At 36.2% G+C, this 25613-nt stretch carries 26 protein-coding genes; 19 read left to right on the forward strand and 7 right to left on the reverse strand.

Annotation, left to right across the window (positions count from 1 at the left end):
• Positions 1-222 precede the first annotated feature (222 nt).
• The gene (locus ACTTKV_RS06780; RefSeq protein ID WP_442549842.1) at positions 223-612 is read left to right on the forward strand and encodes a YbgC/FadM family acyl-CoA thioesterase; all 390 of its coding nucleotides are present in this window, start codon (positions 223-225) and stop codon (positions 610-612) included.
• A gap of 45 nt (positions 613-657) precedes the next feature.
• On the opposite strand, the gene ACTTKV_RS06785 is transcribed toward ACTTKV_RS06780, so the two are convergent.
• Both ACTTKV_RS06785 and ACTTKV_RS06790 read right to left on the reverse strand, forming a co-directional pair.
• Positions 658-1920, reverse strand: a complete 1263-nt coding sequence (locus tag ACTTKV_RS06785) for a hypothetical protein (RefSeq protein WP_442549843.1) — start codon at positions 1918-1920, stop codon at positions 658-660.
• Complete coding sequence (locus ACTTKV_RS06790; RefSeq protein WP_442549844.1) at positions 1917-2570, reverse strand: uracil-DNA glycosylase family protein; 654 nt, start codon at positions 2568-2570, stop codon at positions 1917-1919. Before ACTTKV_RS06790 ends, ACTTKV_RS06785 begins: the two co-directional genes overlap by 4 nt.
• Positions 2571-2692: 122 nt before the next feature.
• Between ACTTKV_RS06790 and rpmH the strand changes: the two genes are divergently transcribed.
• The 15 genes from rpmH to ACTTKV_RS06865 all read left to right on the forward strand — a co-directional run bounded on the left by rpmH (position 2693) and on the right by ACTTKV_RS06865 (position 16869).
• A complete protein-coding gene (gene rpmH, locus ACTTKV_RS06795) occupies positions 2693-2827 on the forward strand; it encodes a 50S ribosomal protein L34 (protein WP_002940373.1) in 135 nt (44 codons plus the stop codon).
• On the forward strand, positions 2824-3150 hold the full coding sequence (rnpA, locus tag ACTTKV_RS06800; protein ID WP_442549886.1) for a ribonuclease P protein component: 327 nt from the start codon (positions 2824-2826) through the stop codon (positions 3148-3150). Before rpmH ends, rnpA begins: the two co-directional genes overlap by 4 nt.
• Entirely contained in the window at positions 3147-3488 is a 342-nt protein-coding gene (gene yidD / locus ACTTKV_RS06805) for a membrane protein insertion efficiency factor YidD (protein ID WP_442549845.1), read from the forward strand. Before rnpA ends, yidD begins: the two co-directional genes overlap by 4 nt.
• Positions 3489-5042 carry a membrane protein insertase YidC gene (gene yidC / locus ACTTKV_RS06810; RefSeq protein WP_442549846.1) on the forward strand — a complete coding sequence of 518 codons (1554 nt, stop codon included), beginning with the start codon at positions 3489-3491 and terminating at the stop codon, positions 5040-5042. It begins immediately after the preceding gene.
• Complete coding sequence (locus tag ACTTKV_RS06815; protein ID WP_442549847.1) at positions 5042-6139, forward strand: Jag N-terminal domain-containing protein; 1098 nt, start codon at positions 5042-5044, stop codon at positions 6137-6139. Before yidC ends, ACTTKV_RS06815 begins: the two co-directional genes overlap by 1 nt.
• Positions 6136-7461, forward strand: a complete 1326-nt coding sequence (gene mnmE / locus ACTTKV_RS06820) for a tRNA uridine-5-carboxymethylaminomethyl(34) synthesis GTPase MnmE (RefSeq protein ID WP_442549848.1) — start codon at positions 6136-6138, stop codon at positions 7459-7461. The genes ACTTKV_RS06815 and mnmE overlap by 4 nt, the downstream gene beginning before the upstream one ends.
• Positions 7462-7728: 267 nt before the next feature.
• Entirely contained in the window at positions 7729-9918 is a 2190-nt protein-coding gene (purL, locus tag ACTTKV_RS06825) for a phosphoribosylformylglycinamidine synthase subunit PurL (RefSeq protein WP_442549849.1), read from the forward strand.
• Between the two features lie 3 nt (positions 9919-9921).
• Positions 9922-10983, forward strand: coding sequence for a hypothetical protein (locus tag ACTTKV_RS06830; RefSeq protein ID WP_442549850.1), 1062 nt, complete (start codon positions 9922-9924; stop codon positions 10981-10983).
• A gap of 1 nt (position 10984) precedes the next feature.
• Positions 10985-11719, forward strand: a complete 735-nt coding sequence (locus tag ACTTKV_RS06835; RefSeq protein WP_442549851.1) for a TerB family tellurite resistance protein — start codon at positions 10985-10987, stop codon at positions 11717-11719.
• Positions 11720-12286: a hypothetical protein gene (locus tag ACTTKV_RS06840; RefSeq protein ID WP_442549852.1), complete on the forward strand. Its 567-nt coding sequence runs from the start codon at positions 11720-11722 to the stop codon at positions 12284-12286.
• Between the two features lie 30 nt (positions 12287-12316).
• Positions 12317-13849, forward strand: coding sequence for a bifunctional phosphoribosylaminoimidazolecarboxamide formyltransferase/IMP cyclohydrolase (gene purH, locus ACTTKV_RS06845; RefSeq protein WP_442549853.1), 1533 nt, complete (start codon positions 12317-12319; stop codon positions 13847-13849).
• 79 nt (positions 13850-13928) lie between these two features.
• Positions 13929-14969, forward strand: coding sequence for a peptide-methionine (R)-S-oxide reductase MsrB (gene msrB, locus ACTTKV_RS06850; protein WP_442549854.1), 1041 nt, complete (start codon positions 13929-13931; stop codon positions 14967-14969).
• A 73-nt stretch (positions 14970-15042) separates the two neighbouring features.
• Positions 15043-15381 (forward strand): hypothetical protein, encoded by a 339-nt coding sequence (locus tag ACTTKV_RS06855; protein WP_084041482.1) that lies wholly within the window; start codon positions 15043-15045, stop codon positions 15379-15381.
• Position 15382: 1 nt separating this feature from the next.
• On the forward strand, positions 15383-16573 hold the full coding sequence (locus ACTTKV_RS06860; RefSeq protein WP_442549855.1) for a peptidase M50: 1191 nt from the start codon (positions 15383-15385) through the stop codon (positions 16571-16573).
• A gap of 2 nt (positions 16574-16575) precedes the next feature.
• Positions 16576-16869: a metal-sulfur cluster assembly factor gene (locus ACTTKV_RS06865; RefSeq protein WP_442549856.1), complete on the forward strand. Its 294-nt coding sequence runs from the start codon at positions 16576-16578 to the stop codon at positions 16867-16869.
• A gap of 106 nt (positions 16870-16975) precedes the next feature.
• Here ACTTKV_RS06865 and ftsZ read toward each other — a convergent pair whose 3' ends face one another.
• The 4 genes from ftsZ to ACTTKV_RS06885 all read right to left on the reverse strand — a co-directional run bounded on the left by ftsZ (position 16976) and on the right by ACTTKV_RS06885 (position 21749).
• Positions 16976-18112 (reverse strand): cell division protein FtsZ, encoded by a 1137-nt coding sequence (gene ftsZ, locus ACTTKV_RS06870; RefSeq protein ID WP_442549857.1) that lies wholly within the window; start codon positions 18110-18112, stop codon positions 16976-16978.
• Between the two features lie 14 nt (positions 18113-18126).
• The gene (gene ftsA / locus ACTTKV_RS06875) at positions 18127-19560 is read right to left on the reverse strand and encodes a cell division protein FtsA (RefSeq protein WP_442549858.1); all 1434 of its coding nucleotides are present in this window, start codon (positions 19558-19560) and stop codon (positions 18127-18129) included.
• 6 nt (positions 19561-19566) lie between these two features.
• On the reverse strand, positions 19567-21024 hold the full coding sequence (locus tag ACTTKV_RS06880; RefSeq protein WP_442549859.1) for a SurA N-terminal domain-containing protein: 1458 nt from the start codon (positions 21022-21024) through the stop codon (positions 19567-19569).
• A 137-nt stretch (positions 21025-21161) separates the two neighbouring features.
• Positions 21162-21749 (reverse strand): class II aldolase and adducin N-terminal domain-containing protein, encoded by a 588-nt coding sequence (locus tag ACTTKV_RS06885; RefSeq protein ID WP_442549860.1) that lies wholly within the window; start codon positions 21747-21749, stop codon positions 21162-21164.
• Between the two features lie 127 nt (positions 21750-21876).
• Between ACTTKV_RS06885 and rsmH the strand changes: the two genes are divergently transcribed.
• The 3 genes from rsmH to ACTTKV_RS06900 are packed head-to-tail and all read left to right on the forward strand — an operon-like array spanning position 21877 to position 25037.
• Complete coding sequence (rsmH, locus tag ACTTKV_RS06890) at positions 21877-22800, forward strand: 16S rRNA (cytosine(1402)-N(4))-methyltransferase RsmH (protein ID WP_442549861.1); 924 nt, start codon at positions 21877-21879, stop codon at positions 22798-22800.
• Between the two features lie 3 nt (positions 22801-22803).
• Entirely contained in the window at positions 22804-23097 is a 294-nt protein-coding gene (locus tag ACTTKV_RS06895) for a hypothetical protein (RefSeq protein WP_442549862.1), read from the forward strand.
• Entirely contained in the window at positions 23088-25037 is a 1950-nt protein-coding gene (locus tag ACTTKV_RS06900) for an FUSC family protein (RefSeq protein ID WP_442549863.1), read from the forward strand. The genes ACTTKV_RS06895 and ACTTKV_RS06900 overlap by 10 nt, the downstream gene beginning before the upstream one ends.
• Here the strand turns inward: ACTTKV_RS06900 and ACTTKV_RS06905 are convergent.
• A complete protein-coding gene (locus ACTTKV_RS06905) occupies positions 25016-25522 on the reverse strand; it encodes a hypothetical protein (RefSeq protein WP_442549864.1) in 507 nt (168 codons plus the stop codon). The two genes, ACTTKV_RS06900 and ACTTKV_RS06905, sit on opposite strands and share 22 nt — an antisense overlap.
• Positions 25523-25613: the final 91 nt, after the last annotated feature.

Genomic DNA, 25613 nt, shown 5'->3' on the forward strand with positions numbered 1-25613 from the left:
TTGAGGCGATGATGAAATTTAACGCTAAGAGCGTGGATATAAAGGCTTAAAAGGATTAATATGGTAAGCGGCGTAAACTGATTTAACGCAAACGTAAATTATGATTTTAGTAGCGCTCATGGGTAAAATTTAAAGACGCATGAGGAAAAAGAGGCGTATATAATGGGGCTTTTAATAAAATTCAGTAAAATAGGGTTTAATGTAAAAGTCTAAGGAAATACCGTGAAAATACGAATCTACTACGAAGATACCGATGCTGGCGGCATAGTTTATCATACAAACTACATTAAATTTTGCGAGCGAGCTAGAAGCGAAGCATTTTTTGAGGCCGGATTAAATTTCACAAAAGAGGACGGATACTTTGTAGTTTCGTCGCTGGAGGCTAAATTTATCGCTTCAGCCGTACTTGGAGATGAAATTTTTGTGCGAAGTAAGGTATTGGATATTAAAAAAGCAAGTATTGTTTTAGAACAAGAAATTTATAAATTTGATGATAAAAATGCGGAAAAACTACTTTTTAGAGCGACAATTACGTTAGCTTTCATGAAAGAAGAGAAGCTTGCTAAGATAAATGATGAGATAAAGAAATTTCTGGAGAATTCTAAATTTTAAATCGTGGCCAAGTTTAGAAATTTAGCTTTAGCCACTTTATGCTTTTTACATTGTACTGTTTTGATCGAGCGAATTTTCTTGATCTGCTTGGTCGAACTGATCGCCTTTTGCATTATAGATCGTAACATCATATAAAACCTGCGAATTTTCAACACTTTCATTAAAAATTCTATTAGCCTCTTTATTTATAAAATTTGTATAGATATATTCAACGCCAAGAGCGCTCGAGTAGCCTATTTGTAAGTATCTAAAGTCCACTCCGAAAAGATCACCAAGCTCTAAGAGGCTATCGTCTTTTGGATTTAGTGAGTTTGCAATGAAAAGATTTTGTCTATCTCTTTGTGTGATGGCGCCAAAGATATTTGGTAAGAAATTTATCTGTGTGCTTAAAAGTGCAAAAGGTTTTATCTCAAAGCCTCTCATTTGTGTTGCCACGAGCGAAGCCTTAACTACTGGGAGATTTAAAAAGACGCTTGCATTATCAAATTTAGATTTTTTATTCAAGATGTCATTTAAATTTATATCTTTGCCAACGATCGATGCTTCGTGATAATCAACACTTTGCATGCGAACATACTCATTTAGCTTTTGAGCTAACAAACTACCATCGTCAAATGCAACCACTTTCTCATTTGCATAAGCTAGCAAGGCTGAAATTTGAGCTTTGTAGTCGATGCCACCAAAGATTAAATTTGGCTTTGGGCTTGTGACTAAAGAGCTGTGAACGCTTGGAATGTAGATAAGCTCGTTTGAGGAAATCAGCGAATTTATAACATTTGCACCATTTGAGGTAAGAGTTGCAATAAAATAACTAAAGCCCTGGTCTCTGGCTGTTTGTAAGGCATTTTGAAGACTTTGTGAGCTTTCATCGTTGCTATTTATAAATTTTATTTCGACATCTATATCTTGCTTTAATATATAGCTTAAAATCGCGTTTGATACAACATTTGTATAAGATTTTATGATCTTTTGCGGAATGATTACGGCAATTTTGTTGCTTTCGTTGGGTTTTATAACTATATCACCGCCAAGGGATATATAAAGTTCTAAAAGGGCGTTATTGTCTACCTTTGCTGGTTCAAACCTAGCCATAAAACTAGCTAGCAAATCAGCCTTGATAAGCTCATCTAAACAAGAAGTATCACAAAAGTCTGGTTCTAAATTTATATAAGTGATCTTTGCTGGCGGTATGCTTGATAAGCTTTGATTTTTTGTGATGTTACTTTCAAATTTTGGCTCATTGCTTATTTCGTCTTGCAATGCAAAAATAGTTGTAAAAATGGCTAAAAAAAGTAAAATTTTTCTCATATCACTCCTTTGATTTTCATCAAATCATTTATAAAAATATCTTTAAAACTTGGATTTTTACTGATCCACTCTGGTGAAAATGTTGGCAATATAAAATTGCTCTCATTTTTTAAAATACTACCCCTTATGCTTGCAAATCCGCCTTTTAACAATAAATTTGGATATAAATGCGCAAAAGCTTTCTCTCCTAGCGTCACAATTACTTTTGGCTTTATTAGCCTGATTTCTTCGAGAAGATATGGACGACAAAGCTCAACAGAGTGGCTAGAATTCATGTTTTTGGTATCGTTTTGTGAAATTTCACATCGAAGTACCGAGCTTATGTAAATTTCGTTTGTCTCTAAATTTAAACAATTTTCTATGGCACTTTTAAAAATTTTCTCGCCACCATTTTCAAAGAAATCATTTTTTTTTGAAAATAACACAAACATGATTTTGCTATTTTTATTACCAAAGCCAGTTGTAATATTTTTTGAGCTATTTCTCAAAAAACAAAGAGAGCATTTTTTGATCTCATTATTTAGCTCATCAATGTTGTTATAATCATGATATTTATTTAAGTTTATAAAATTTTTATCAATAAATTTATAGCCGATCGCTTTTAAAAAAAATAACTTTTTTAAAAGCTCTTTATTTTGATGAAATTTCATTTTCGGATTATAACTTGATTTACTTAAGTTTGAATTATGGTTTTTCTAGGCTAGCTTATTCAAAGGAATTTAAGTATTGCTTTGATAGAATCCCACTTTTTATATTAACTTTAAGGATAGAAATGAAAAGGACTTATCAACCTCATAAAACCCCTAAAAAACGCACTCACGGCTTTCGTCTAAGAATGAAAACTAAAAATGGCCGTAAAGTTATAAATGCTAGACGTGCTAAAGGTAGAAAAAGATTGGCTGCATAGCTGGTTTTGAGTCATTAAATGACTCAAGAGAATTTTCTCAGATTTATAAAGAAGCTAGCAAATGGCACTGCGATGCATGTCTAGTTTTTTATAAACCAACAAATGAAAAAAAAATAGCAGTAGTTGCTAGCAAAAAAGTAGGAAAAGCGGTAGTTAGAAATAGAGCCAAGAGACTTTTAAGATCTGCTTTTTTTACTATTTCTAACGAACTAAAAGATGGTACATATATTATGATCGCTAAAAATGGAATCACTGAGATTCCATTTGATAAAATTTGTAGAAATTTATGCTGGTCTATAAAAAAAATGGGATGTCTGAAATGAAAAAAATTGCGATCAAATTTATCGCTTTTTATCAAAAATATATTTCCATACTTTTGCCAAAAAGCTGTCGTTACTATCCGACTTGCTCACAATATGCCATTTGGGAATTTCAAACAAATAGCTTTTTTTCTGCTCTTTTTGCAACTTTTGTGCGAATTTTAAAATGCAATCAGCTTTTCAAAGGCGGTATCAACTACCCAATCATCCACAAAAAATTTAACTCTTATTTTATTTTTCAAAAAAGTGATGCCAAAAATATAAATTTCTGGTTTGTCCCTTATCAAAATAGTAAATTTTATGTCGTAAAAGTATTAGATAAATTAAAGGAAAAAAATTAAATGGAACAGATATCTATGCAAAAAAGACTGCTTCTTGCAGCACTTTTATCTATTGTATTTTTCATAGTATATGACTTTTTTATGCCAAAAAGAGTGCCACTTGAGCAAAATCAAACTACAATGTCCCAAACAATAGATCAAAACAAAGCTCCAAATACAAACCAAAACGCTCCAAAGGCAAATGAAAATTTAGCTTCAAATGAGACAATCGCTACTATCAAAGGCCAGAGCTACGAAGCAAAGATAGATAAACTAGGAAGAATTTCAAAATTTTACTTAACTGAAGAGAAATATAAAACTGAAGATGGCGATAAAATCGAGCTTGTCTCACAAAATCCATTGCCACTTGAGATTAGATTTAACGATAGTGCGTTAAATAGTGATGCGTTTAAGGTTGCTTATGAAAGTGATGCGAGCGATGTTGATGCTAGTAGTGAGGCTAAAACGATAAAACTTACTCAAAATTTAAATGGTCTTACTGTTACAAAAAATGTGAAATTTTATCCTAATGGACGCTATGAGGTTGAAGTAAATTTAAGTAAAAATGTTGATTATTTTATGACTCCTGGTTTTAGACCAAATATAGCAATAGATAGCTATACAGTTCATGGTGCGATGCTTAGAAATATAGACGATAGCCTAAATATCATAGAGGATGGTGATGCAAAAGAGGTTAAAAATTACACAAATACTACAATAGCAGCTGCATCTGATAGGTACTATACTACGCTATTTTACTCATTTGATAAGCCATTCGAAACTGTTGTAGATAAGGACGCAAATAAAAATCCAATCCTTTTTGTAAAAGCAAGTGAAAATTTAAAATTAGGTGGTTATATAGGACCGAAAGAGCATAAAATTTTAAGCTCAATGGATGAGAGGCTAAACGATGTTATCGAATATGGCTGGTTTACTTTTATCGCAAAACCTATGTTTGCATTTTTAAATTTCTTGTATAACTACATAGGTAACTGGGGTTGGGCGATAGTTGTGCTAACACTTGTTATAAGGATAGTTTTATTTCCTCTTACGTATAAGGGCATGTTGTCTATGAATAAGCTTAAAGAGCTTGCACCAAAGGTAAAAGAGCTTCAAGTAAAGTACAAAGACGACAAGCAAAAGTTACAAGTTCACATGATGGAGCTTTATAAAAAGCATGGCGCAAATCCAATGGGCGGTTGCTTACCGATCTTGCTGCAAATTCCAGTATTTTTTGCGATCTACCGCGTTTTACTAAATGCGATCGAGCTAAAAGGTGCACCTTGGATACTTTGGATACACGATCTTTCAGTAATGGATCCATATTTTGTATTGCCTATTTTAATGGGCCTTACGATGTTTTTACAGCAAAAGCTTACACCAACAACCTTTACAGATCCTATGCAAGAAAAGGTTATGAAATTTTTACCGCTCATTTTTACATTTTTCTTTGTGACATTCCCAGCAGGTCTTACACTTTACTGGTTTGTGAACAACGTATGTTCGGTTGTTCAGCAAGTTTTTGTAAATAAACTTTTTGAAAAACATAAAAAATCTGCGGAGGTAAAGGCTTAATGAAAATAGAAGCAAATACTCTCCAAGAAGCATTTCAAAAGGCAGCCGAGCAGCTTAATTGTTCGGTTACTCAGCTTGATATTACGGTTTTGCAACACCCAAGAAGTGGTTTTTTGGGCTTTTTTAAAAAGACAGCGATTATTGAAGCAAATTTAGAAAATCAGCCAAAGCCGAACAGAGCAAAAAATGATAGAAATTTTGCTAAAAAAAGTGATGAAAATGAATCTATAAAAGAAGAGAAAAAGCAAGGCAAAAAACACGATCATTCTGAGAGAAAGAGAAATTCTAAAAAGCACAAAGATGAGAAGAATGAAGCTAAACCTGAACAAAAAGAGCATAAAAACGAGAAGCAAAATTTAAGCGAGAAAAACTCAGCTCTTGCGAAAGATGCCTTTGCTGAAAAAGGTGAAAAAGAGGCTGTAGAGCCAGGATATGTGATAAAAAGACTTGATGAGCCAAAGGCACAAAAAGAGCCTCTAGTACAAAAAGAATCTAAAGAGGCTAAAGAGCAACAAGCTAGCAAAAGTGCTCCGAAAAATATCCTAGATACCTCAATCATAGAAAATTTCAACCAAACAGATGAAGAGGGCTCGGCTCAAATTTTGCCAAAAGACAAAAAAGAGAAGCTTGTGATCGACTTTGATGCGATTTTGCCTGAGATAAAAGATGGGGTAAGACGCCTTTTTGAAGCGAGCTGCTTTGAGATAGATAAAATAGAGGTTAGTAAATTTAATGATGAGACTGTGCTTATAGAGCTTGATGGAGCTGATGCAGCACTACTCATAGGCAAAGAGGGTTATAGATATAAGGCGATCTCTTACATGCTTTACAACTGGTTAAATTCAAAATATAATCTCGCTATCCGTCTTGAGATCGCACAGTTTTTGCAAAATCAAGAAGCGATAATGGAGCAATATTTAAACGGTGTGATCGAGAGAGTACAAAACACTGGTAGGGCTCAAACTAAGCCACTAGATGGAGTTTTGGTTAAAATCGCACTTGAAAAGCTTCGTGATAAATTTCCGGATAAATATGTCGGCATAAAAAGCGGCAATGACGGAAAATTTGTCGTCGTAAATGATTTTTTCAAAAAATGAGTGAGACTATTGCGGCCCTTGCTACAGCTTATGGCATCGGCTCAGTTTCTATTGTAAGGCTTAGCGGCAAGGATGCTCTAAGTATTGCTTTGAGACTTCTTAAACTACAAAAATTAGAATCAAGATACGCAAAATTAGCAAAAATTTATTCACTTGATAATGAAATTTTAGATGAAAGTATTGTTATTTATTTTAAGGCTCCAGCAAGTTTTACGGGCGAAGATATAGTCGAGTTTCAAACGCATGGCGGTATCGTAGTTAGTGAAAGAATTTTAAACGAACTAATTAAAGCTGGTGCAAGACTTGCCGCTCCAGGAGAGTTTAGCAAACGTGCCTTTTTAAATGGCAAGATGGATCTAGCCAAGGCCGAGGCCATGCAAGGACTCATCACTTCAAAAAGTGAGATCGCTGCTAAAATTTTAACTCGTCAGATGCAAGGCGATCTTAGTAAATTTGTAGGAGAGATAAGGGGTGAAGTGGTCAAAACTCTTGCTTTTGTTGAGACGATGATTGATTATGCTGATGACGATCTGCCCACAAATTTGCTAGATCAAACCAAAGAGATGCTTTTAAAAAATAGCGAGAAGTTAGAGCATATAGCCACTCTTAGTGAGCAAAGAAGAGGACTCATAGATGGCTTTAAGATCGCTATCGTTGGTAAACCAAATGTTGGAAAAAGCTCCATTCTAAACTCATTTTTGGCATATGAACGAGCGATCGTAAGTGATGAAGCAGGCACGACCAGAGATAGGATTGAGGAAAATTTTAAGATAGGTTCGCATTTGGTTCGTATAATAGACACAGCTGGTATCAGAAAAGATGCTGGCAAGATCGAACAAATAGGCATAAATTACTCAATATCTGCCATTAATGAGGCAGACATCATCCTAGCTGTCTTTGACGGCTCTTGTCCAAGTGACGAGCAAGACAAAGAGATAATCAAGCTCGTTTTAGACTCAAATAAAAAAGCCTTTTTTATACTAAACAAAAGCGATCTGGTATTTAAATTTGACACCAAGCTAGATGGTGCTATCAAAATTTCAGCAAAAACCGATACGAGCGTAGTTTTAAAAGAGCTTGAAAACTATCTCAAGACGCAAGATACGGACGAGATCATGCTAAGCTCAAACCGTCAAATTTTAAGCTGCAAAGAGGCGAGCGAGGCTTTAAAAAGAGCATTTTTAAGGCTAAGTGAAGAAGAGCTAGAAATTTTTGCCTACGAGCTAAATACTGCGATAAAGGCACTTGCAAGTATTACGAAACCATTTGAGAGAAGTGAAATTTTAGACGAGATGTTTAGCCATTTTTGTCTAGGTAAGTGATCTGACTTTAAATAGACAAAATAATTTGGGCTAGTTGTAACGAAAATACAATATCTGTTACAAAATACTACATGAAAAATTATCAATAAATTTTTACACGAACATCATCTCATAAATTTTTATAAAGTTATTGCCAAAAGAGACTTTTTGAAGCAAGACAATAATCTTTCAAATATGCTCTATTTTAGTAAATTTCAAAAGCCTTTTTTAGTAACTTTTTATAAGCGAGGTTGTAAAATAGCTTAAATTTCTTAAAAGGTTACATCAATGGATAAAGCTACCATACAAGCACATAAAATCAGCGACGAAGAGTATGAGGAAATTTTAAAAATCCTAGGCCGAGAGCCAAATTTACTAGAGCTTGGCATATTTTCAGCGATGTGGAGCGAGCACTGCAGTTATAAATCAAGTAAAAAATATCTTAATGGTTTTCCGACAAAGGCACCATGGGTCATCCAAGGACCTGGCGAAAATGCTGGCGTCATCGACGTTGGAGATGGTATAGCAGCTGTATTTAAGATGGAGAGTCACAATCACCCAAGCTTTATCGAGCCGTTTCAAGGTGCTGCAACTGGAGTTGGTGGAATTTTAAGAGACGTCTTTACGATGGGCGCAAGAGTTGTTGCTAACATGAACTCACTTCGTTTTGGCGAGATAAGAGGCGAGAACGAGCTAGCCAAAAAGCATAGATATTTACTAAAAGGAAGCGTGGCTGGCATAGGTCACTACGGCAACTGCATGGGTATCCCAACAGTTGGCGGTGAAACTACGTTTGATCCTAGCTTTAATGGCAATATTCTAATTAATGCCTTTGCACTTGGTCTTTGCAAAAGCGATGAAATTTTCTACGGCAAGGCTGAAGGTGTGGGCAACCCAGTCATCTACGTAGGCTCAAAGACTGGCAGGGACGGACTTGGTGGCGCTGTGATGGCTAGTGATAGCTTTAATGACGAGAACAAATCACTCCGTCCAACGGTGCAAGTAGGTGATCCATTTGCCGAGAAGCTACTTATGGAAGCGTGCTTAGAGCTCTTTAAAAAAGACTACATTATAGGCATCCAGGACATGGGTGCAGCAGGGCTAACAAGCTCTAGCTTTGAGATGGCTGGTAGAAGCGGTAGCGGTATGAAAATGTATCTAGATCGCGTGCCGATGCGTGAAACTGGCATGACCCCTTATGAGCTGATGCTTAGCGAGTCTCAAGAGCGTATGCTCATATGTGCCAAAAAAGGCTTTGAGCAAAAGGTACTTGAAATTTTTAGAAAGTGGGATCTTGATGCTGAGATCATCGGCGAGGTCACAAGTAGCGGCGTGATGCAGCTTTACTGGCATGGTGAGCTAGCAGGCGAGATACCTATTGGCCCACTTAGTGAGGCAGCTCCGGTGCTTGATCGCCCAGTTACACGTCCAAAATATCTTGATGAGATAGCAAATTTAGAAATTCCAAATAATGTTGATAACAAAACCGCATTTTTCAAGCTTTTAAAAGAGCCAGAGGTACTAAATAAAAGCTTTATCTACGATCAATACGATGCAAATATCCAGACAAATACTATAAAACAGCCTGGTCACTTAGGTGCTGCAAGTATCAGAGTAAAGGGCACTAAAAAGGCCGTCTCTATGGCTGCGCAGTGCGATCCTAGAGCAAATTTCGTTGATCCAAAAATTGGCGCTGCAAGAGCCGTCGCGGCAGCTGGCAGGAAGGTAGCGATGAGCGGCGCTGTGCCACTTGCGATCACTGACTGCTTAAACTACGGTAACCCACAAAATCCAGAGGTGATGTGGCAGTTTAAAGAGGGATGTGAAGGCATAAAAGAGGCTTGCCGTGAGCTAAATACACCAGTTGTTAGTGGTAACGTGAGCCTTTATAACGACACTGACGGTGTGAGTGTCTATCCGACTCCAGCCATCGTCACAGTTGGTGTAAACGAAGATGCAAACTTAAACCTAAAAAGCACATTTTTAAGCGAGGGCAGGGCAATTTACTTACTTGGTGAGACAAGCGGGGAATTTGCTGCCTCACTTTACGCAAAGGCGCTATTTGATGTGGTCGGCGGCAAGCTAAAAGAGCTTGATTATAAAGCTGAGCGAGCTCTTTGGGACCTAGTGATCGAGGCAAATAAAGAGCAAATTTTAGAGTTTGCTAATAGCGTAGGCGTAGGCGGTCTTGCTATTACACTAGCAAAAATGGCTAGTATTTCAAACATCGGCATAAACTGCAAGGCGAAATTTAAAGAGTCAAATTTTATCTTTGACGAGAGCTTTTCAAGAGCAGTTGTGGGCGTGAAAGATGAGACTAAATTTGAAGCGCTTGCTGCTAAATTTGGTGTGAAATTTGAAAAGATCGGCGTTAGTGGTGGCAGGAGATTTAAACTAAATGATATTGATGAAAGTGTGGATGAGATAAGAGAAATTTATCTAAATGAGTTTGCAAAAATCGTTAGAAAAGAGGATTAAAAAATGGCTTTGAAAAAGAGCAAGGTCGCTGAGGCTGAAAATGAGCAAAAGGAAGCAGAGCAAGTTGAAAAACGAGGCGTAGCAAAGCCGCCAGTACTTTTTAGTAAGACACAAAATTTAATAAAATCAATCGAAAAAAGACTAAACGCTACTTTGATAACTTACTATAATTCAAACGCTGGTAGCGTTTGCGGCAACGATGCAAGTGCTATGTATGAAATTTTAAAGGGTAAAAAGATAGATACTACTTATATTTTTATAAAAAGTGACGGTGGAAGTGGTATTGCCGCTCTTAGGATCATTACTACGCTTAGAAATTACTGCAAAAATTTAATAGCTTTAATACCTGCAAACTGCGCCTCGGCTGCTACTATGATGGCGCTTGGTGCAAATGAGATCGTCATGGGGCCACTTGCCTATCTAACGCCTGTTGATACCTCGCTCAAACACGAGCTTAGTCCGACAAACAAAGGTAATGAGCTTGTGAGCGTTTCGATGGATGAACTTAGTCGTGTGGTCAAGCTTTGGAAAGAGCAAGATAAAGATAGGCCAAATGATACAAACCCTTATAACTCACTTTATGAGTATATCCATCCGCTAGTATTTGGTGCGGTTGATCGTGCTAGCTCGCTATCGCTTAAGATTTGCACCGAGCTTCTTAGGTATCACATCGAGGACGATAAAAAGATTGCAGAAATTTCTGAAAGGCTAAATGGCGACTACCCAGCTCATGAATATCCAATCCTCTTTAGAGAGGCGCACGAGATCGGCCTTCATGTAAAAAAGATGGATGATGATCTAAATGAAATGCTTCAGGAGCTAACGCTGCTTTACTCTGAGATGGGACAGCGAGCTTTTACTGACTATGATGAAAATAGCTACCACGATAATAATATCGCAAATATCATCGAAACAAATGGCAAGCAAATTTACTATCAGATCGACAAAGACTGGTTTTATCGTCCTGAGGAACGTCGCTGGAATGTCATGAACGACGAGAGCTCTTGGCGTAAAAACGAGCTAGTAAATGGCAAAATAAAAAATACCATCTATCACTTGTGGTAACATGTCTGGTATCTTATTTTTATTGATACTAGGCGGTGCTATATTTTTGCTGCTAAAGGTACAGTTAAGCAATAACCGCAGAAAACAAGCAAACGTAAATGAGGCTAAATTTTTAGTCTCACTCTTGGCAAAAGTGGCTAAAAGTGACGGCAGAGTAGGCGAGTTAGAAGCTAGGCTTATTAGTCAGGTGCTTGATGATCTAAGTAAAAAAGTTAGTGGCGTTATCGGTGTGCGTGAGTATCTAAAAGATGTCTATAACAGTCAAAAAGAAAATGTAGATAACGCCTATGAGACCGCCAGAAACTACAAGCGTGCATTTAATTTAAACTATGATACATGTGTAGCCAGACTCACATTTTTTCTGAATTTAGCTTATATTGATGGTGAGTTTAATGCGAGTGAGCAAGCTGTTATCAGAAATATTGCTTATGGGTTTGGTATTGACAAAGATACGCTTGATGAGATCATCTTAAAATTTGATAATTTTTATAGTTCAAGATTTAAGACAAATTCTAATACCGGTATAGAAAAAAATGATCCATTTGAGGTTTTAGGGCTTAGCAAAAGTGCAAATTTTGATGAGGTAAGACTTCGCTATAAAGAGCTTGTTAGGCAGTATCATCCTGACATCTTAATGGGTAGAGGTGAGAGCAAGGAAGTGATAGAAAGCTCGACCAAAAAGCTTCAAGAGATAAATGAGGCTTATGGGCGCTTAAAAGAGAAATTTGGAGTTTAGATGAAAAAAATTGCTATTTTGCTTTTGGTGGCGGTTGCCTTTTGTAAAGAGCTAAGTGTGACCGATCTTAATGGCAATGAGATCAAATTTGAACTAAAAGATAACACACTTTTTGAAAATGGTAAAAAAATAGGCGACTACAACAAAACAAGCAGTGTTAGTATTATTCTTACTAGTAATGATGCTGTGGAGGCCAACTTTAAAGCAGTAAAGACTAAAAATTTAAACGAATTTAAAGAGTATATATTTTCAGATGAAGGCGGCATAAAGGTCGTAAAATTTAGCTCTAAAAGCCCTATATGTGAGGCTTTTAGCAAAAAAGAGCCTATAAATTTAAACGTATTAAATTCTAGCTACTTTAATGGCAGACAAATTTCAAGATATGCTTTTAGTGTTGATATTGTTGATGGTAAGCTAGAAAATTTAAATAAAAATAGTCATTTTGCCATAAAATCAAGTGATGAAAATTTAAAAAAACTTGAAAGCATAACGGAACAAAATATTAAAAAAGATACAGCTATGGGGCTACTTGTGCTTGAAAAAGCGATGTGTTTGGCGGAGAAATAAAATAAATTTAATCAATCTAAAGGAGAAAAAATGAGAGCGTTGCTTAGCGTTAGCGATAAAGAGGGCATTGTAGAGTTTGCAAAGGGGCTGGAAGAGCTTGGCTGGCAGATACTTTCAACCGGTGGCACATTTAAGCTTTTAAAAGAAAATGGCATAAAAGCGACTGAGGTTAGTGAATTTACAGCTTCACCTGAGATGTTTGAGGGTAGGGTAAAGACGCTTCATCCAAAGATACATGGTGGCATTTTGCATAAGCGAGACGACGCTACGCACGTGGCTCAGGCAAAGGAGCATGGCATCGAGGGAATTGATCTGGTTTGCGTAAATTTATATCCATTTAAAGAGACTACCATTAGGACAGATGACTTTGCTGAGATCATCGAAAATATTGACATCGGCGGCCCAGCCATGGTAAGAAGTGCGGCCAAAAATTTTAAAGACGTGCTAATTGTCACAAACGTACTTGACTACGACGAAATTTTAAATCGTCTAAGAGAAAAAAGCGATGATTTTGAGTTTAGAAGATCGCTGATGATAAAGGCTTACGAGCATACAGCGGCCTATGATAGCACGATCGCAAACTATATGAACGATAGATTTAATAGCGGTTTTGGCGATGCTAGATTTATCGTTGGAAGCAAGGTTTTTGACACGAGATACGGCGAAAATCCTCACCAAAAAGGAGCACTTTACGAGTTTAACTACTTCTTTTCAAACAACTTTAGAGCTCTAAAAGGCGAGGCTAGCTTTAATAACATGACCGATATAAATGGCGCTTTAATGCTTGCAACTAGCTTTGAGGATGCACCAGCAGTAGCTATTATCAAGCACGCGAACCCTTGCGGCTTTGCTGTAAAAGATACGTTGCTTGAAAGCTACGTGGCAGCGCTTAAATGTGATCCGATATCAGCATATGGCGGCGTGGTAGCGATAAATGGTACGCTTGATGAGGAGCTAGCTAAAAAGATAAATGAAATTTACGTTGAAGTAATCATTGCTGCAAATGTCGATGAGGCTGCGCTTAAAGTCTTTGAGAGCAAAAAACGTATCAAAATTTTCACTCAAGATAATAAATTTTTAGTACGTGCAGATGATAAATTTGACTTTAAACATATTGATGGCGGTTTTGTATTTCAAGAAAGAGATTTTGTAAAAGACGAAGAGCTTGAAAATATGAAGCAAATGAGTAAAAAACATGCAAGTGGCAGCGAGCTAAAAGACGCTCAGATCGCGTGGAAAGTGGCTGCGCTAACAAAGAGCAACTGCGTGGTTTATGTAAAGGATGGCGCGATGGTGGCTATTGGTATGGGTATGACTAGCCGTGTGGATGCTGCACGTGCAGCCGTAGCAAAGGCAAAAGAGCTTGAGATCGACCTAAATGGCTGCGTGCTTGCGAGTGAGGCATTCTTTCCATTTAGAGATAGCATCGACATCGCTAGTAAGGTTGGTGTAAAATGCGTCATCGAGCCAGGTGGCAGCATCAGAGATGATGAGGTGATAGAGGCTGCCGATGAGCATGGCATGTCGCTATATTTTACCGGCGTTAGACACTTTTTACACTAAAATTTAGGGGCGCTTGCCCCTTACTTCACACTTTATAACTTTAAATTCCATATAATCTTTCAAAACGAAAGGAACTATAATGAAAAATATCTCAAAATTTATTTTGATGGTGGCGCTATTTTGTGGTGTAAACGTGATGGCAAAAGATGAGTTTATAAAGGAGCGAGCGATGGCGGAGCAAAATTTAAAAGAAATTTATCTAGCAGGTGGCTGCTTTTGGGGTATGCAGGGGTATTTTAAAAAGATATTTGGTGTCTTGGACACAAAGGTGGGCTACGCGAATGGCAAGAGTGAAAACACTAGCTACCGTCAGCTTCATGAGAGTGATCATGCTGAAACGCTTTATATAAAATATGATGAGAACAGGGTCGCTTTGGCTGAAATTTTAGCTCACTTTTTTAGAGTGATCGATCCGACCTCATTAAATAAACAAGGCAATGACGTAGGTAGGCAGTATAGAAGTGGAATTTACTATGTTAGTGAGAGTGACCTAGCAACGATAGAGAGCTTTATGAAGATAGAACAAAAGAAATTTAAAGACAAGATCGTGGTTGAGGTAGCGCCACTTAAAAATTTTGTCGTGGGAGAGGAATATCATCAAGACTATCTTGATAAAAATCCTTTTGGATACTGTCATATTGATCTAGGCTTGGCTGATCAGCCGCTTTACGACGAGGCAAAATTTAAGCCACTTAGTAAAGATGAGCTAAAGAAAAATTTAAGTAGCGAGCAGTATGCTGTGACACAAGAAGCGGCGACTGAGAGGCCGTTTAGTAGCGAGTATGATAAATTTGATCAAAAGGGCATTTATGTAGATATAACAAGTGGAAAGCCACTCTTTTCAAGTGCGGATAAATTTGATGCAGGATGTGGCTGGCCAAGCTTTACAAAGCCTATCACAACAACAGCTCTTTCATATAAGGAGGACAACTCGTTTATGATGAAAAGGGTTGAGGTGAGGTCTCAAAATAGCGATGCGCACCTTGGACATGTATTTGACGATGGGCCAAGCGATAAGGGCGGACTAAGGTATTGCATAAACGGAGCTAGTTTAAAATTTATACCGCTTGAGGATATGGCTAGGCTTGGATACGAGGAGTTTATCCCCTACGTAAAGTAGCTTTTGTTGAAGCAAATCAATGGTTTAAGAAGTTTAATCAGAGTATAATTCTCCAAAATCAAAAGGAGAAAAAATGAGTGAATTTTTCAAAAATGCAGAGCAGTTTAACGCCGAAGGTGCGACGGTGCCATTTTATAAATTTAGTGAAAATGGTGTTAATTTTGTTGGGTTTGACTCTCGCCCTTGTGTGCCACCAGAGCCTATGATAAATGCATTGATTGCTATTAAATTTGCTGATAAAAATACAAAGATTATGATGGTAAATCACAAATTTCCAGCCGGCCTTATCCCAAAGATTGAAAAAAGCTTTGATGTAGAGCGTGAAGATATCGGCGGTGAGGCCGTCAAGATGATCTTTAGCTTAAAAGACGGTGCTAGTATAGAAAATATAGACAGTAGTCTTTGTCACTAAGATGCTTTTAAATACTTACGCGCCACCATTTAAGCTAGTTGGTGGCTATTTTATAGCAGGAATTTTCTTTTTAGCATTAAGCGTAGCCGCGTTTTTTTATGCTGATTTTGAGATGATGAGCGCACTAAATACGGCTGGTTTTTTGCATATATTTTTTGTAGGCTTTGTGATAAGCATCATCATCGGAGCTCTTTATCAGCTAACCTCGGTTATATTAGAAAAGCCATTTTTCACAGTAAAAGGAGCTATTTTTAATCTAACGATTTTTTGCATATCTTTGCTAGGTATGAGCTATGCAATGATATTTGGCGAGGCTAGAATTTTACAAATTAGTGGAGTTTTGCTCTTTTGCTCGCTTGTTTTTTTTGGCACAACTTATATTTTGAGCTTTATGGATAATGAGAAAAAGAGCTTTGCAGCTTTTGCGCTCTTTGTATCGGCGATCTTTTTGATAGTTGGCATTACGCTCGGTTTTTGCCTACTAATGGTGCTTGGCGGTACACTGATCCTTGATTTTGAAATAACTCTTAAATTTCACATTTATTTTGTTTTTGGCTTTGTATTTTTTGTGATACTTGGGGCTGCGAGTGTTCTTTTGCCGATGTTTGCACTGGCTCATGATCTAAAATTTACGCTTAGCAAAGCCTCTCTTCTTTTTTATATTTTGAGTGGTATTTTACTGGCTTTTAATGAAATGTTAGCCGTTTTCGCAGTTGGTGTGGCAGCATTATTTTTTATAGCACAAGCATTTTATATTTTAAAAAAGCGTGTTAGAAAAGCATATGATTACTGGAATGTAAATATAGCTCTTTCGCTACTCTCTTTATTTGCTGCTGTTAGTTTTATAATTTTTGGAAAGTTAAATTTAGCTGTATATTTTTTGGTATATGGATTTTTATTTGCTTTTATTGTAGCTCATCTTTATAAGATTGCACCATTTCTTATATGGTATCACTATGTTGCGCCATTTGTTGGCAAGGCAAAAGTGCCACTACTCGATGCTATGATTTTAAAAAAAGTAGCTTATTTTGGTATAGCTTTCAATGCTGCTTCGCTTGTGAGTTATGTTTTTGCAGTTTATTTGGAGCTAAAAATTTTAGTCTACTTAAGTTTGATTTTTATAGCGGTTAGTACTGCCTTACTTCTTATAAATATGATAAATATTTTTAAATTTACTAGTTTTAAAGGATAAAAATGAAAGAAAAAATTTATGATGCACTCTCAAATATTGTAGATCCTGAAGTTGGCTTTGACATCGTCTCGCTTGGACTTATATATGATGCAAGTTGTGATGAAAATGGAAAAGCAAAGGTTACTATGACGCTTTCAACCAAGTCTTGTCCGCTACATGAGATGATACTTGGTTGGGTAGAGTCTGCTGTGCTTAATGTAGAGGGTATCAATGAGTGTGAGATCGACCTTGTCTGGGAGCCTGAGTGGAATATACAAATGGCGAGTGATTTTGTAAAAGCACAACTTGGAGTTTAGTTGCGGTGCTTTGATATATAAAGAAAACCTTTTTAATATTGTTTATTGCAAAACTAGAGAGCAAATGCTCTCTAGGAATTTTAAGGAGTTGTATTTATTGTTGCGATTAGTCCATTTGATGACGCATAAATGATGGTACATCAAGTTGTGACATATAATCTTCATCATAACCACCACTGACTTTTTTTAGTCTAAGTATACGTTCCTTTTTTATAATCTCATTTGTGTTAGTTTGTGCCTCTTCTTTTTTCTCTACTTCTTGTTGTGAGCTTTGAAAACCAGTTGCTATGATCGTAACTTCAACTCTATTATCTTCTATCTTGTCGTCAGTCGTTGTGCCAAAAATGATCTCAGCATCTTCATCTGCTGCTTCATAAATAATGCTCATTGCATTATTAATATCAGCCAGTGGACAACTAGGACTTATTCTAAAGTGAACTAAGATACCAAATGCTCCATTTATTGTCATGTTGTCAAGAAGCGGCGATTGAATAGCATTTTTGATCGCTTCTTGTGCTGCATCTTCGCCGTGTGCTTCGCCAACACCCATTAAGGCTAAACCTCTATGGCTCATGATAGTTCTAACATCGGCAAAGTCTAAATTTATATCGCTTTTTCCTGAGTCAAGTACAATTGTACTCATACCATTTACTGCTCTTGCAAGCACTTCGTCGACCATTTCAAAGCTTTCTTTTATGCCAGCGTTTTTATCAATTAGTGTTAAAAGCTTATCATTTGGTATAACAACTATAGAATCACTTTCTTTTCTGAGTTCTTCAAGTCCACTATCGGCTAATTTTCTACGTTTTTTTCCTTCAAACATAAAAGGCATAGTAACAACCGCGACTGTTAGTGCACCTATATCTTTTGCTGCTTGAGCAACTACTGGGGCAGCGCCTGTACCTGTACCACCGCCAAGGCCTGTACCGATAAATACGATGTCTGATGTTTCAAGTGCACTTTTTACTTCATCGTAGCTCTCTTCAGCAGCAGCTTTTCCTATCTCAGGTCTCATACCTGCACCTAGACCTTTTGTAGTCTTCTCGCCTAGTTGAATTTTTGTGTGTGCAAGAGAATTTTCAAGAGCCTTGGCATCTGTATTGGCAACAATAAGATCTATGTTTAAATTTGGGTTGACTCTTATGATATGGTTGACCATATTGCCACCACCTCCACCTACACCTACGACCTTTATCTTTGCACCATAAATGCTTTTGTTTTCTTCGACTGTGAAGCTACTCATTTTTGAAGTTCTCCTTAAAATAATTGTGTAATGCTATACCAAATTTTTGCAAACGGATTTGGCTTTTTCTCTTGCTTGCTAATATCAGCGATATTAGCAAGCTCTTCTTTGTTGCTTGTTCTATCTAGTGTATCTAACTGAAAATTTATATCAGAAAGACCAGCATCTTCTTTATCTTTATTTATATCTTGTGTTTTTTGATTTAAATTTTGACTATTTTCATCGTCTGTAAATACATTTCTGAAGCTTGGTTTTGGTTTTGAAATAATCTCACCATGATACCGCATCTTTTTTTCTGAATCGATTTCATAAGGGCTAAATTCCCCAGCTCCATATAGGCAAAGGCCTATCGCACAAGCATTAGCTGGATCTCTTAAAATTTCAAACAATCCATCCATTTCTTTTGGTTTTGCTATGCGAACTGGCATTTTGTCAAATATCGCAGATGCAAGATCTCTGATACCATCAAGTTTTGTCATGCCACCAGTTAGTATTATGCCAGCACCAATGTTATCTCTATAACCGCTATCTTCTAGCATTTTTGCAAGTACCATAAGTGTTTCTTCGGCTCTTGCGTATATAACATTTGATATTATGTCAAGAGAAACTTCGTGGCTTTTTGTTTCATCTCCAAGGATTGGAAGTTCGATTAAATCAACTGACTTATTTATTAATGCGCCGTAGCCAAGCTTTATTTCTTCAGCTTTTGGAAGAGGTGTGTGAAGTGCCATAGATAGATCATTGGTAATATTTGCTGAGCCAACTGGCAAAAATTCATTGTATCTTATAGAGTTTCCAGAGTGAACTACAAGGTTGCAAGTGGCACCACCCATGTCAACAAGTGCTGCACCAAGCTCTTTTTCGTCTTTTGTAAATGTTGCTATTGCTGAAGCATATCCTGAGAGGACAATATTATCTAGCTGGACGCCTGCTAAATTTATAGCCTTTCTTAAGTTGCTAAGAGATGATTTTTGTACTGTTACGATATGTGTTTGGACTTCAAGTCTGCTGCCATTCATACCGATTGGATCTTCGATGTGTTCTTGTCCATCTACCTTAAAATTATAAGGAAGAACGTGAAGTTTTTCGTATTCATGCGGTATATCAGCCGTATGATCGGCCATTTGCATAGCTCTTTCGATCTCTCGTATGCCGATCTCATGATTTGGTATATTTACAACACCGCTGCTATCAACACTTTTTGTATAGGCACCTGAAATAGAGACAACAACTCTCTCATAGTGTGTTCCAGCAACTCTTTGTGCTTCAATGAGTGCATTTTTGATTGATTTTGCAGCTTGCTCGATATTAGTTATTACGCCTTTTCTTATTCCTTGTGTTTTTTCGGTTCCTATTCCTATTATCTTCATTCCATTTTCGTCATGTTGTGCTATCACTGCACAAATTTGGAAAGAACCGACGTCTATACCTAAAATTTTTGTACTCAAAACATTTTACCTTTTGACATATTCTTTAACTTCATAATATTTTTGAAGTTTGTTTGTTAAATCTTTTATTAACTCGTTATTCTTAAGCATAGTAACATTTTGTTGTGTTATTTGCTTATAGTTGTTATTTATATTGTTAGTAAGCAACCTTTGTTCCAAAATATCGTATATGACGGCTTTATCTTCTAAAATAACATAACCTTTTTTACTACCTACATCAAAAAGCTGATCTACAAAAGCCCTTGTATCACTCTCGTTTAATCCTGCAATAGAGCCATTTGTATCTCTACTAACAAAGCCAACATCTGTGCCTTTAAAGTTCTCTAGGGCTGTTTTTGCTTTAGATGTCAAAAGCTCTTTTTGCTTTTTCTCATTGTAAATTACAAGTACCATTGATCGTGCCTGTTCAAAACTCATAGCTTGTGGTGGGGTTATGCTTTTTACTTTAACTATCAAATATCCATCTTTGTATATAAATGGTTTTATAACCTCACCAACTTTTGCACCCTTTATTTCATCAAGTGAAAATGTAGCATTATCTTCATTTACACTAACAAAATCATTTGTTGCAAGCTCGGCTTTTTTGATAGCAACATATTTTTCTAAAGCATTGGTCTTACTTTGCTCGATATTGTAGTCTTTGCTAACTTCTGCTTTTACTTCATCAAATGGTTTGATTTTATCATCAGAGCCTTTGTATCTATCTTTGTTTTCATTATAGTAAGCACTCAAAGCAGCTTCGTTTACATCATTTTTGTTTGACTCTATAAAGTATGTTTCTAGGTTGTAGATTGTCTTTGTCATATAGTTATTTTTATTGATTTCCCAAAGATCTTTTAACTCTTTTTCATCTACTTTTATTTCATTTTGATCAGCATTTATGACTTCGATAGCTAGTTTATCTTGCATAAAAAAGCTAGCTTCCATCATAGCCATATCTTCTTTGTTTGCTGGTAAATTTAAGATAGTTCTAAGTTTATCAATCAAAATAGTTAGTTTTAAATTTTCTTCAAAATCAGTTGGATTTATCCTTGCTCTTCTTAAAACATCGTAGTATAAATTTTTATCGAAAACACCATCTTTTTGGAAGGTTGGATCGACAATTATATATTTTAAAACATCATCTTTGCTAACACTAAGACCAATGTCATCTGCAAAATTTAAAAGTAGATTTTCTTGTATGGCTGCTTGAAGAGCTGCATTTTCTAGTCCTAGTTCATCAGCTTTTTCTTGTGTTAATTTACCTTCAAACATATTGTTGTAATATTGATACAGCCTATCGTATTTTTGTTGTAACTCTTGGACACTTATATTTCTATGTCCTACTTTTGCCACTGAAGTAGCTCTGTTGCTATTTAGATCGTATGCTCCCCAGCCAACAAAACCTGCACCCACAAAGGCTATCGTGCTTACCCAAATGGTAACGACTAGATACTTCTTATGTTTTTGCATCCAAGATAACATTAAATTTTCCTTTAAAAAAACTAACAAAGTTTGTACGATATATTATATAAAATTGGCTTAAACAAGCTTAAAATAGGGCTTTAAAAATGATTTTATAAAATTTTTGCTAACAAATTTTTAGCATTGTTAGCAAAAATTTAAATACTATAATCACTATATCCACTGGTTAGATGAAGTAATTTACAACTATTTTCTAACAAGGCTATCTCTTTTGCGAGAAGCTGAGGGCTCCTACTGTAGGCATAAATGCCATATCCTTTAACGATAATAATGTTTGTATTTTTTTCTACCATATATCTATAAATTTCAGTTTCGGCACGTTCATACCAGTCATCAAACTGCTTTGGGTCGTACACTAAAATTTCATTAAATCTCATGTAGCCAAAATAATCTTTTGGTACGATTTTCTCGTGTTTCATTGCATAGGCAGTCGCGTATGGTGGCATTGCATAGCAGACAAATTTTGCTTCATTTATATTTTTATAAATATTTAAGTGTATGTCAGCATCCAGACTAGCATCGTTCCATCGATAGTCCTTTTTTGATGAAAGAAGCGTCAGATCATCATCTCTTAGGTTGTCAAAAATAGCATTTTGTTTATTTATTATAAATTGGTTTTTTTCAACTCTTGCTGAAATCGAGCCATGAAAAACGCCAAAAAAATTCTTTCTAAACATAGAAAGCGATATCATTTTTATTTCATTGATTGAGTGTTCTAGCTCCATCTTCTCTCCTGTGTTTGAGTGATTATATTTAAGCTATCTTGAAATTTATGTAAAATTTTGTGTAATGATGGCTTTTTAAGTAAAATTTCGATAAATTTTTCACATCATTTTCTATAAAGAGGCAGTATTGCAAAGTCCACATATTAGCGTTTTACTTGATGAAGTTTTATATTTTTTTAAAAATTTACGTGGAAATTTTATAGATTGTACTCTTGGGTATGCAGGACATTCTAGTGCTATTTTGTCTCAAAATGAAAATTTAAATTTAATTGCTTGCGATAGGGATAATGAAGCTATAAATTTTTCACTCAAAAAACTTGAGCCGTTTAATAGTAGAGTGGAAATTTATAAGAGTAACTTTTCTGAATTGATTAGTAGACTAAATAGCGAAAAAATTTCAAATGTTAGAGGGATCTTGGCTGACATAGGAGTTAGTTCGCTTCAGATAGACAAGGACGATAGAGGTTTTAGTATTAACTCAAATGTGCTTGACATGCGAATGGATAAAGAGAGAAACTTCAGTGCATACGATGTAGTAAATGGCTACTCCTTTGATGAATTGGTTAGAATTTTTAGAGATTATGGCGAACTAAAAAATGCTGCTGGGATTGCAAATAAGATCATAAATGCTAGAAATCTAGGGAAGATAACTAGCGCAAAAGAGCTTGCAAATTTAATAGGTACAGCCCAGATAAAAGGGCGCGGTGTTAGCCCTGCGATACTTGCCTTTCAAGCTATCAGGATAGAGGTAAATGGTGAGTTAGACGAGCTGACAAATTTACTTGATAGTATAGAAAAAGGTGGGTTTAAAGACTGCTTGGTGGCGATCATTACATTTCACTCGCTTGAAGATAGGATCGTAAAAGAGCGCTTTAAAAAATGGGCAAATAGCTGTATCTGCCTACCTGGTGTCTACCGATGTGAGTGTGGAAACAACCATGAGCTAGGTGAAATTTTAACCAAAAAGCCACTAACGGCAAGCAGCAGTGAGCTAAAGATAAATTCAAGAAGCAAGAGCGCAAAACTGCGTGTTTTTAAGATAAAGGGATAATGGATGCAAGAAAAAGAAGAGCTGTTGACGCTTCATGATGAGGAGCAAAAACGTGAAGTAAATTTAAGCTTTAAGACATTAGTGATGGTTTATTTAGCTGTTTTTATAGCTCTAGCTCTATTTTTGCCAAAAATTTACATAGCGAATCAAATTTATTATATAAGTAGAGATATAGCGGACATTAGTGGCAAACGAGATATGCTTTTAGAAGAAAACAGAGCCCTTGGTATTAAGCTTGAAAATTTGCGTTATAAAAATCAAATTTTAAACAATATGCAAGAGCGTCAATGGAAATAGTTAAGAAATTTAAAAGCTTTACCCACTACTACGACCCTGCAAATTTCCAGCTCATCTACTCTCTAAAAGCTGCCACGACCATCGCTACAAACTGCTTTTTGTGCTTTCATCTCTTTGGTATCAGCGGCGCAGTCATGGCCGTAAATATCACGATGGGTATATTTTTTATCAGCACACTTGAGTGTAAAGATAGCAGCAAGCTTGCTTTTTTGCTACTTTATATCGCTCTTTCATCTTTATTTATGCCCTTTGTTACACCCCTTATGAGCCTTGGAATTTGGCTAGCACCGATCGTTTTTATCTGGGTTTTTATCATCTCTATCAGTCAAATTTTTAGCGCAAATTTAAATAAAATCTTGCTCGCAGTAAATGCAACCGGACTAGTTGCCTTTGTCACGAAGTCGGCCGCTGGGCTAGATGTATTAGACGCTATTGGTGCGATGGTGCTTGCTGGCGTGTTAAGTATCATCATTAAATTTGAAAATTTTGGCAAATACGGCAAATTTACCAAAAAAAGCATCGGCTTTTTGCTGGATAACGCCATATTGTCTAGTAAAAATTTAGGCACAAGAGAGTTTAAGCCAAGCATTTTAAATACTATAAATTTAGTCGATAAAGCCAAAGAAATTTTTACTAGCCAGAGCTTAAATTTAAAAGATATAAAGCTAGTTAGAAACCAGGCTAGAGCAGTCTTTTATCTATACAAGGTCGAGGAGATCGTCATATTGCTTCACTCGCTGGAGGCGACATTTGAGAGGATAGAGGAGAAGAGGCTTTTAGAAGAGGTCAAAAACGAGATCGCCTACAACCTTTTTGAGCTTAAAAATCTCTTTGCTAGCAAAAGTCCAAAACTAAAATTTGACACACTAAATGCAGTTAAAAGCTCTAAATTTCAAATTTTAGCAAGCTCGCTAAGCGTGCTATATGATAAATTTTTACTTATAAAAGAGGGCGGCGAGGATAAAATTTCATTTAACAGCGTCAAAAGGAGCAGTTTTAAAGAGGCCATTTTAAAGCTAAATTTAAAAAACGAAACGCTAAAAGAGTCCTTGCGGCTTGCTATTTGTATGGCTGTGGCGATATTTATCTCGCAGGCCACGCATATTAATCACGGAATTTGGATCGCCATAGCGGTGATGAGCTTAAACAAAAACGACGAAGTGGCTTTGAAAAATGCGGGCAGAGATAACGTGCTAGGCGGCATTTTGGGCTTTTTTATAGCGCTTGGTTTTATAATGCTTTTGGGCGGCTCTTACGCATTTTACGTGGTTTGCTTTGTTGGTATGTTTTTACTTTACTATCTAAAAGCCTACAAACAAATAGTCTTTGCGGCGACCTTTATGTTTGAATTTACAGCCATTTTTTCTCTTATAAAGAGCGACTTTTTAGAGCTTATGGTCTATAGAATTTTTGACGTGGCGATCGGCTTTTTGATAGTTTTTGTCGCTTATTTGCTAACTTCAAGAAATGACTATACTAAGATAAAAAATAGCTTAAGCCAAAGCCTAGTTTCATTTGAAAATTTGATACAAATTTCATTTCTCACACCAGGCAAACACACCTTTAATATAAATGAAAAGAGCATTCTCGCCTCGTTAGATGAGCTAAACCATGCGATAAGTATCGGCAAAAATTTAGATGATGAAAATATCAAAAACGTAAAATTTATATCAGCGACGCTTGATGAGATAAATAGCGAGCTTGTAAAGCTTAGAAACTACGCAAAGATAGAGGATATAAGAGATAGGAGCGACTTTGTAAACGACGCGAAGATCATCTCAGATAGGTTTTTGATGCTTGAAAAGAAGCTTAAAAAACTGCCATACTACTTCATAGAGGAGCTGGAGACCAAGCTGCTTTGCACAGACGCAAATGCAAGAAAGCTTATCTCGCGCGTCATCTCAAAGCAAAATGAAATTTACTCAGTGCTATCTTTTTGAGAGATCAGCTTTTCATATATATATTGTTCTAAATCTTTTTTTGATATGTCATTTTTTATAGCAGTATTATAAATTTCTTCAACCTTGCTTGAGTATTTCTCATAGCCAAAATACGGAAAATGCACACTCCAAGCTTTCTTGATAAGATCGTGGCTTATCTCTCTTCTTGCCCAAACTTTAAACATATCAAAGCCGATAAAAACGACCGAAGTGACAATGGCTGTCGAGATTATCGAGAGGTGTGCGTCAGAATTTGCTAGAAAATGGTGTGTGACTATTAGAAGCGGAAGGAGTACTATAAAGCAAATTAGTGCATAAATTTGATAGAGCTTGACATGGTTAAATTTAAAATTTAACTTTGCGCCATCAACTAGCATACCTTCGTTAAAAAGGGCATTTGCTTCAAGCAAATCTCTAAACAAAACTGGCTGTTTTGAAACGAAAAAAACATTTCTTATGATTTTATCTTTTAATTTTTCTTGCATTTTTTATATACTTTTTACTTTAAAAATTTTGCTTCATTATATCCAAGAATCTATAAATTCAAACAAAATTAGATACAATTTGCATAAAATT

Origin of the sequence: Campylobacter sp., assembly GCF_052169515.1 — a bacterium.
In the GTDB taxonomy this organism is placed as follows: domain Bacteria; phylum Campylobacterota; class Campylobacteria; order Campylobacterales; family Campylobacteraceae; genus Campylobacter_A.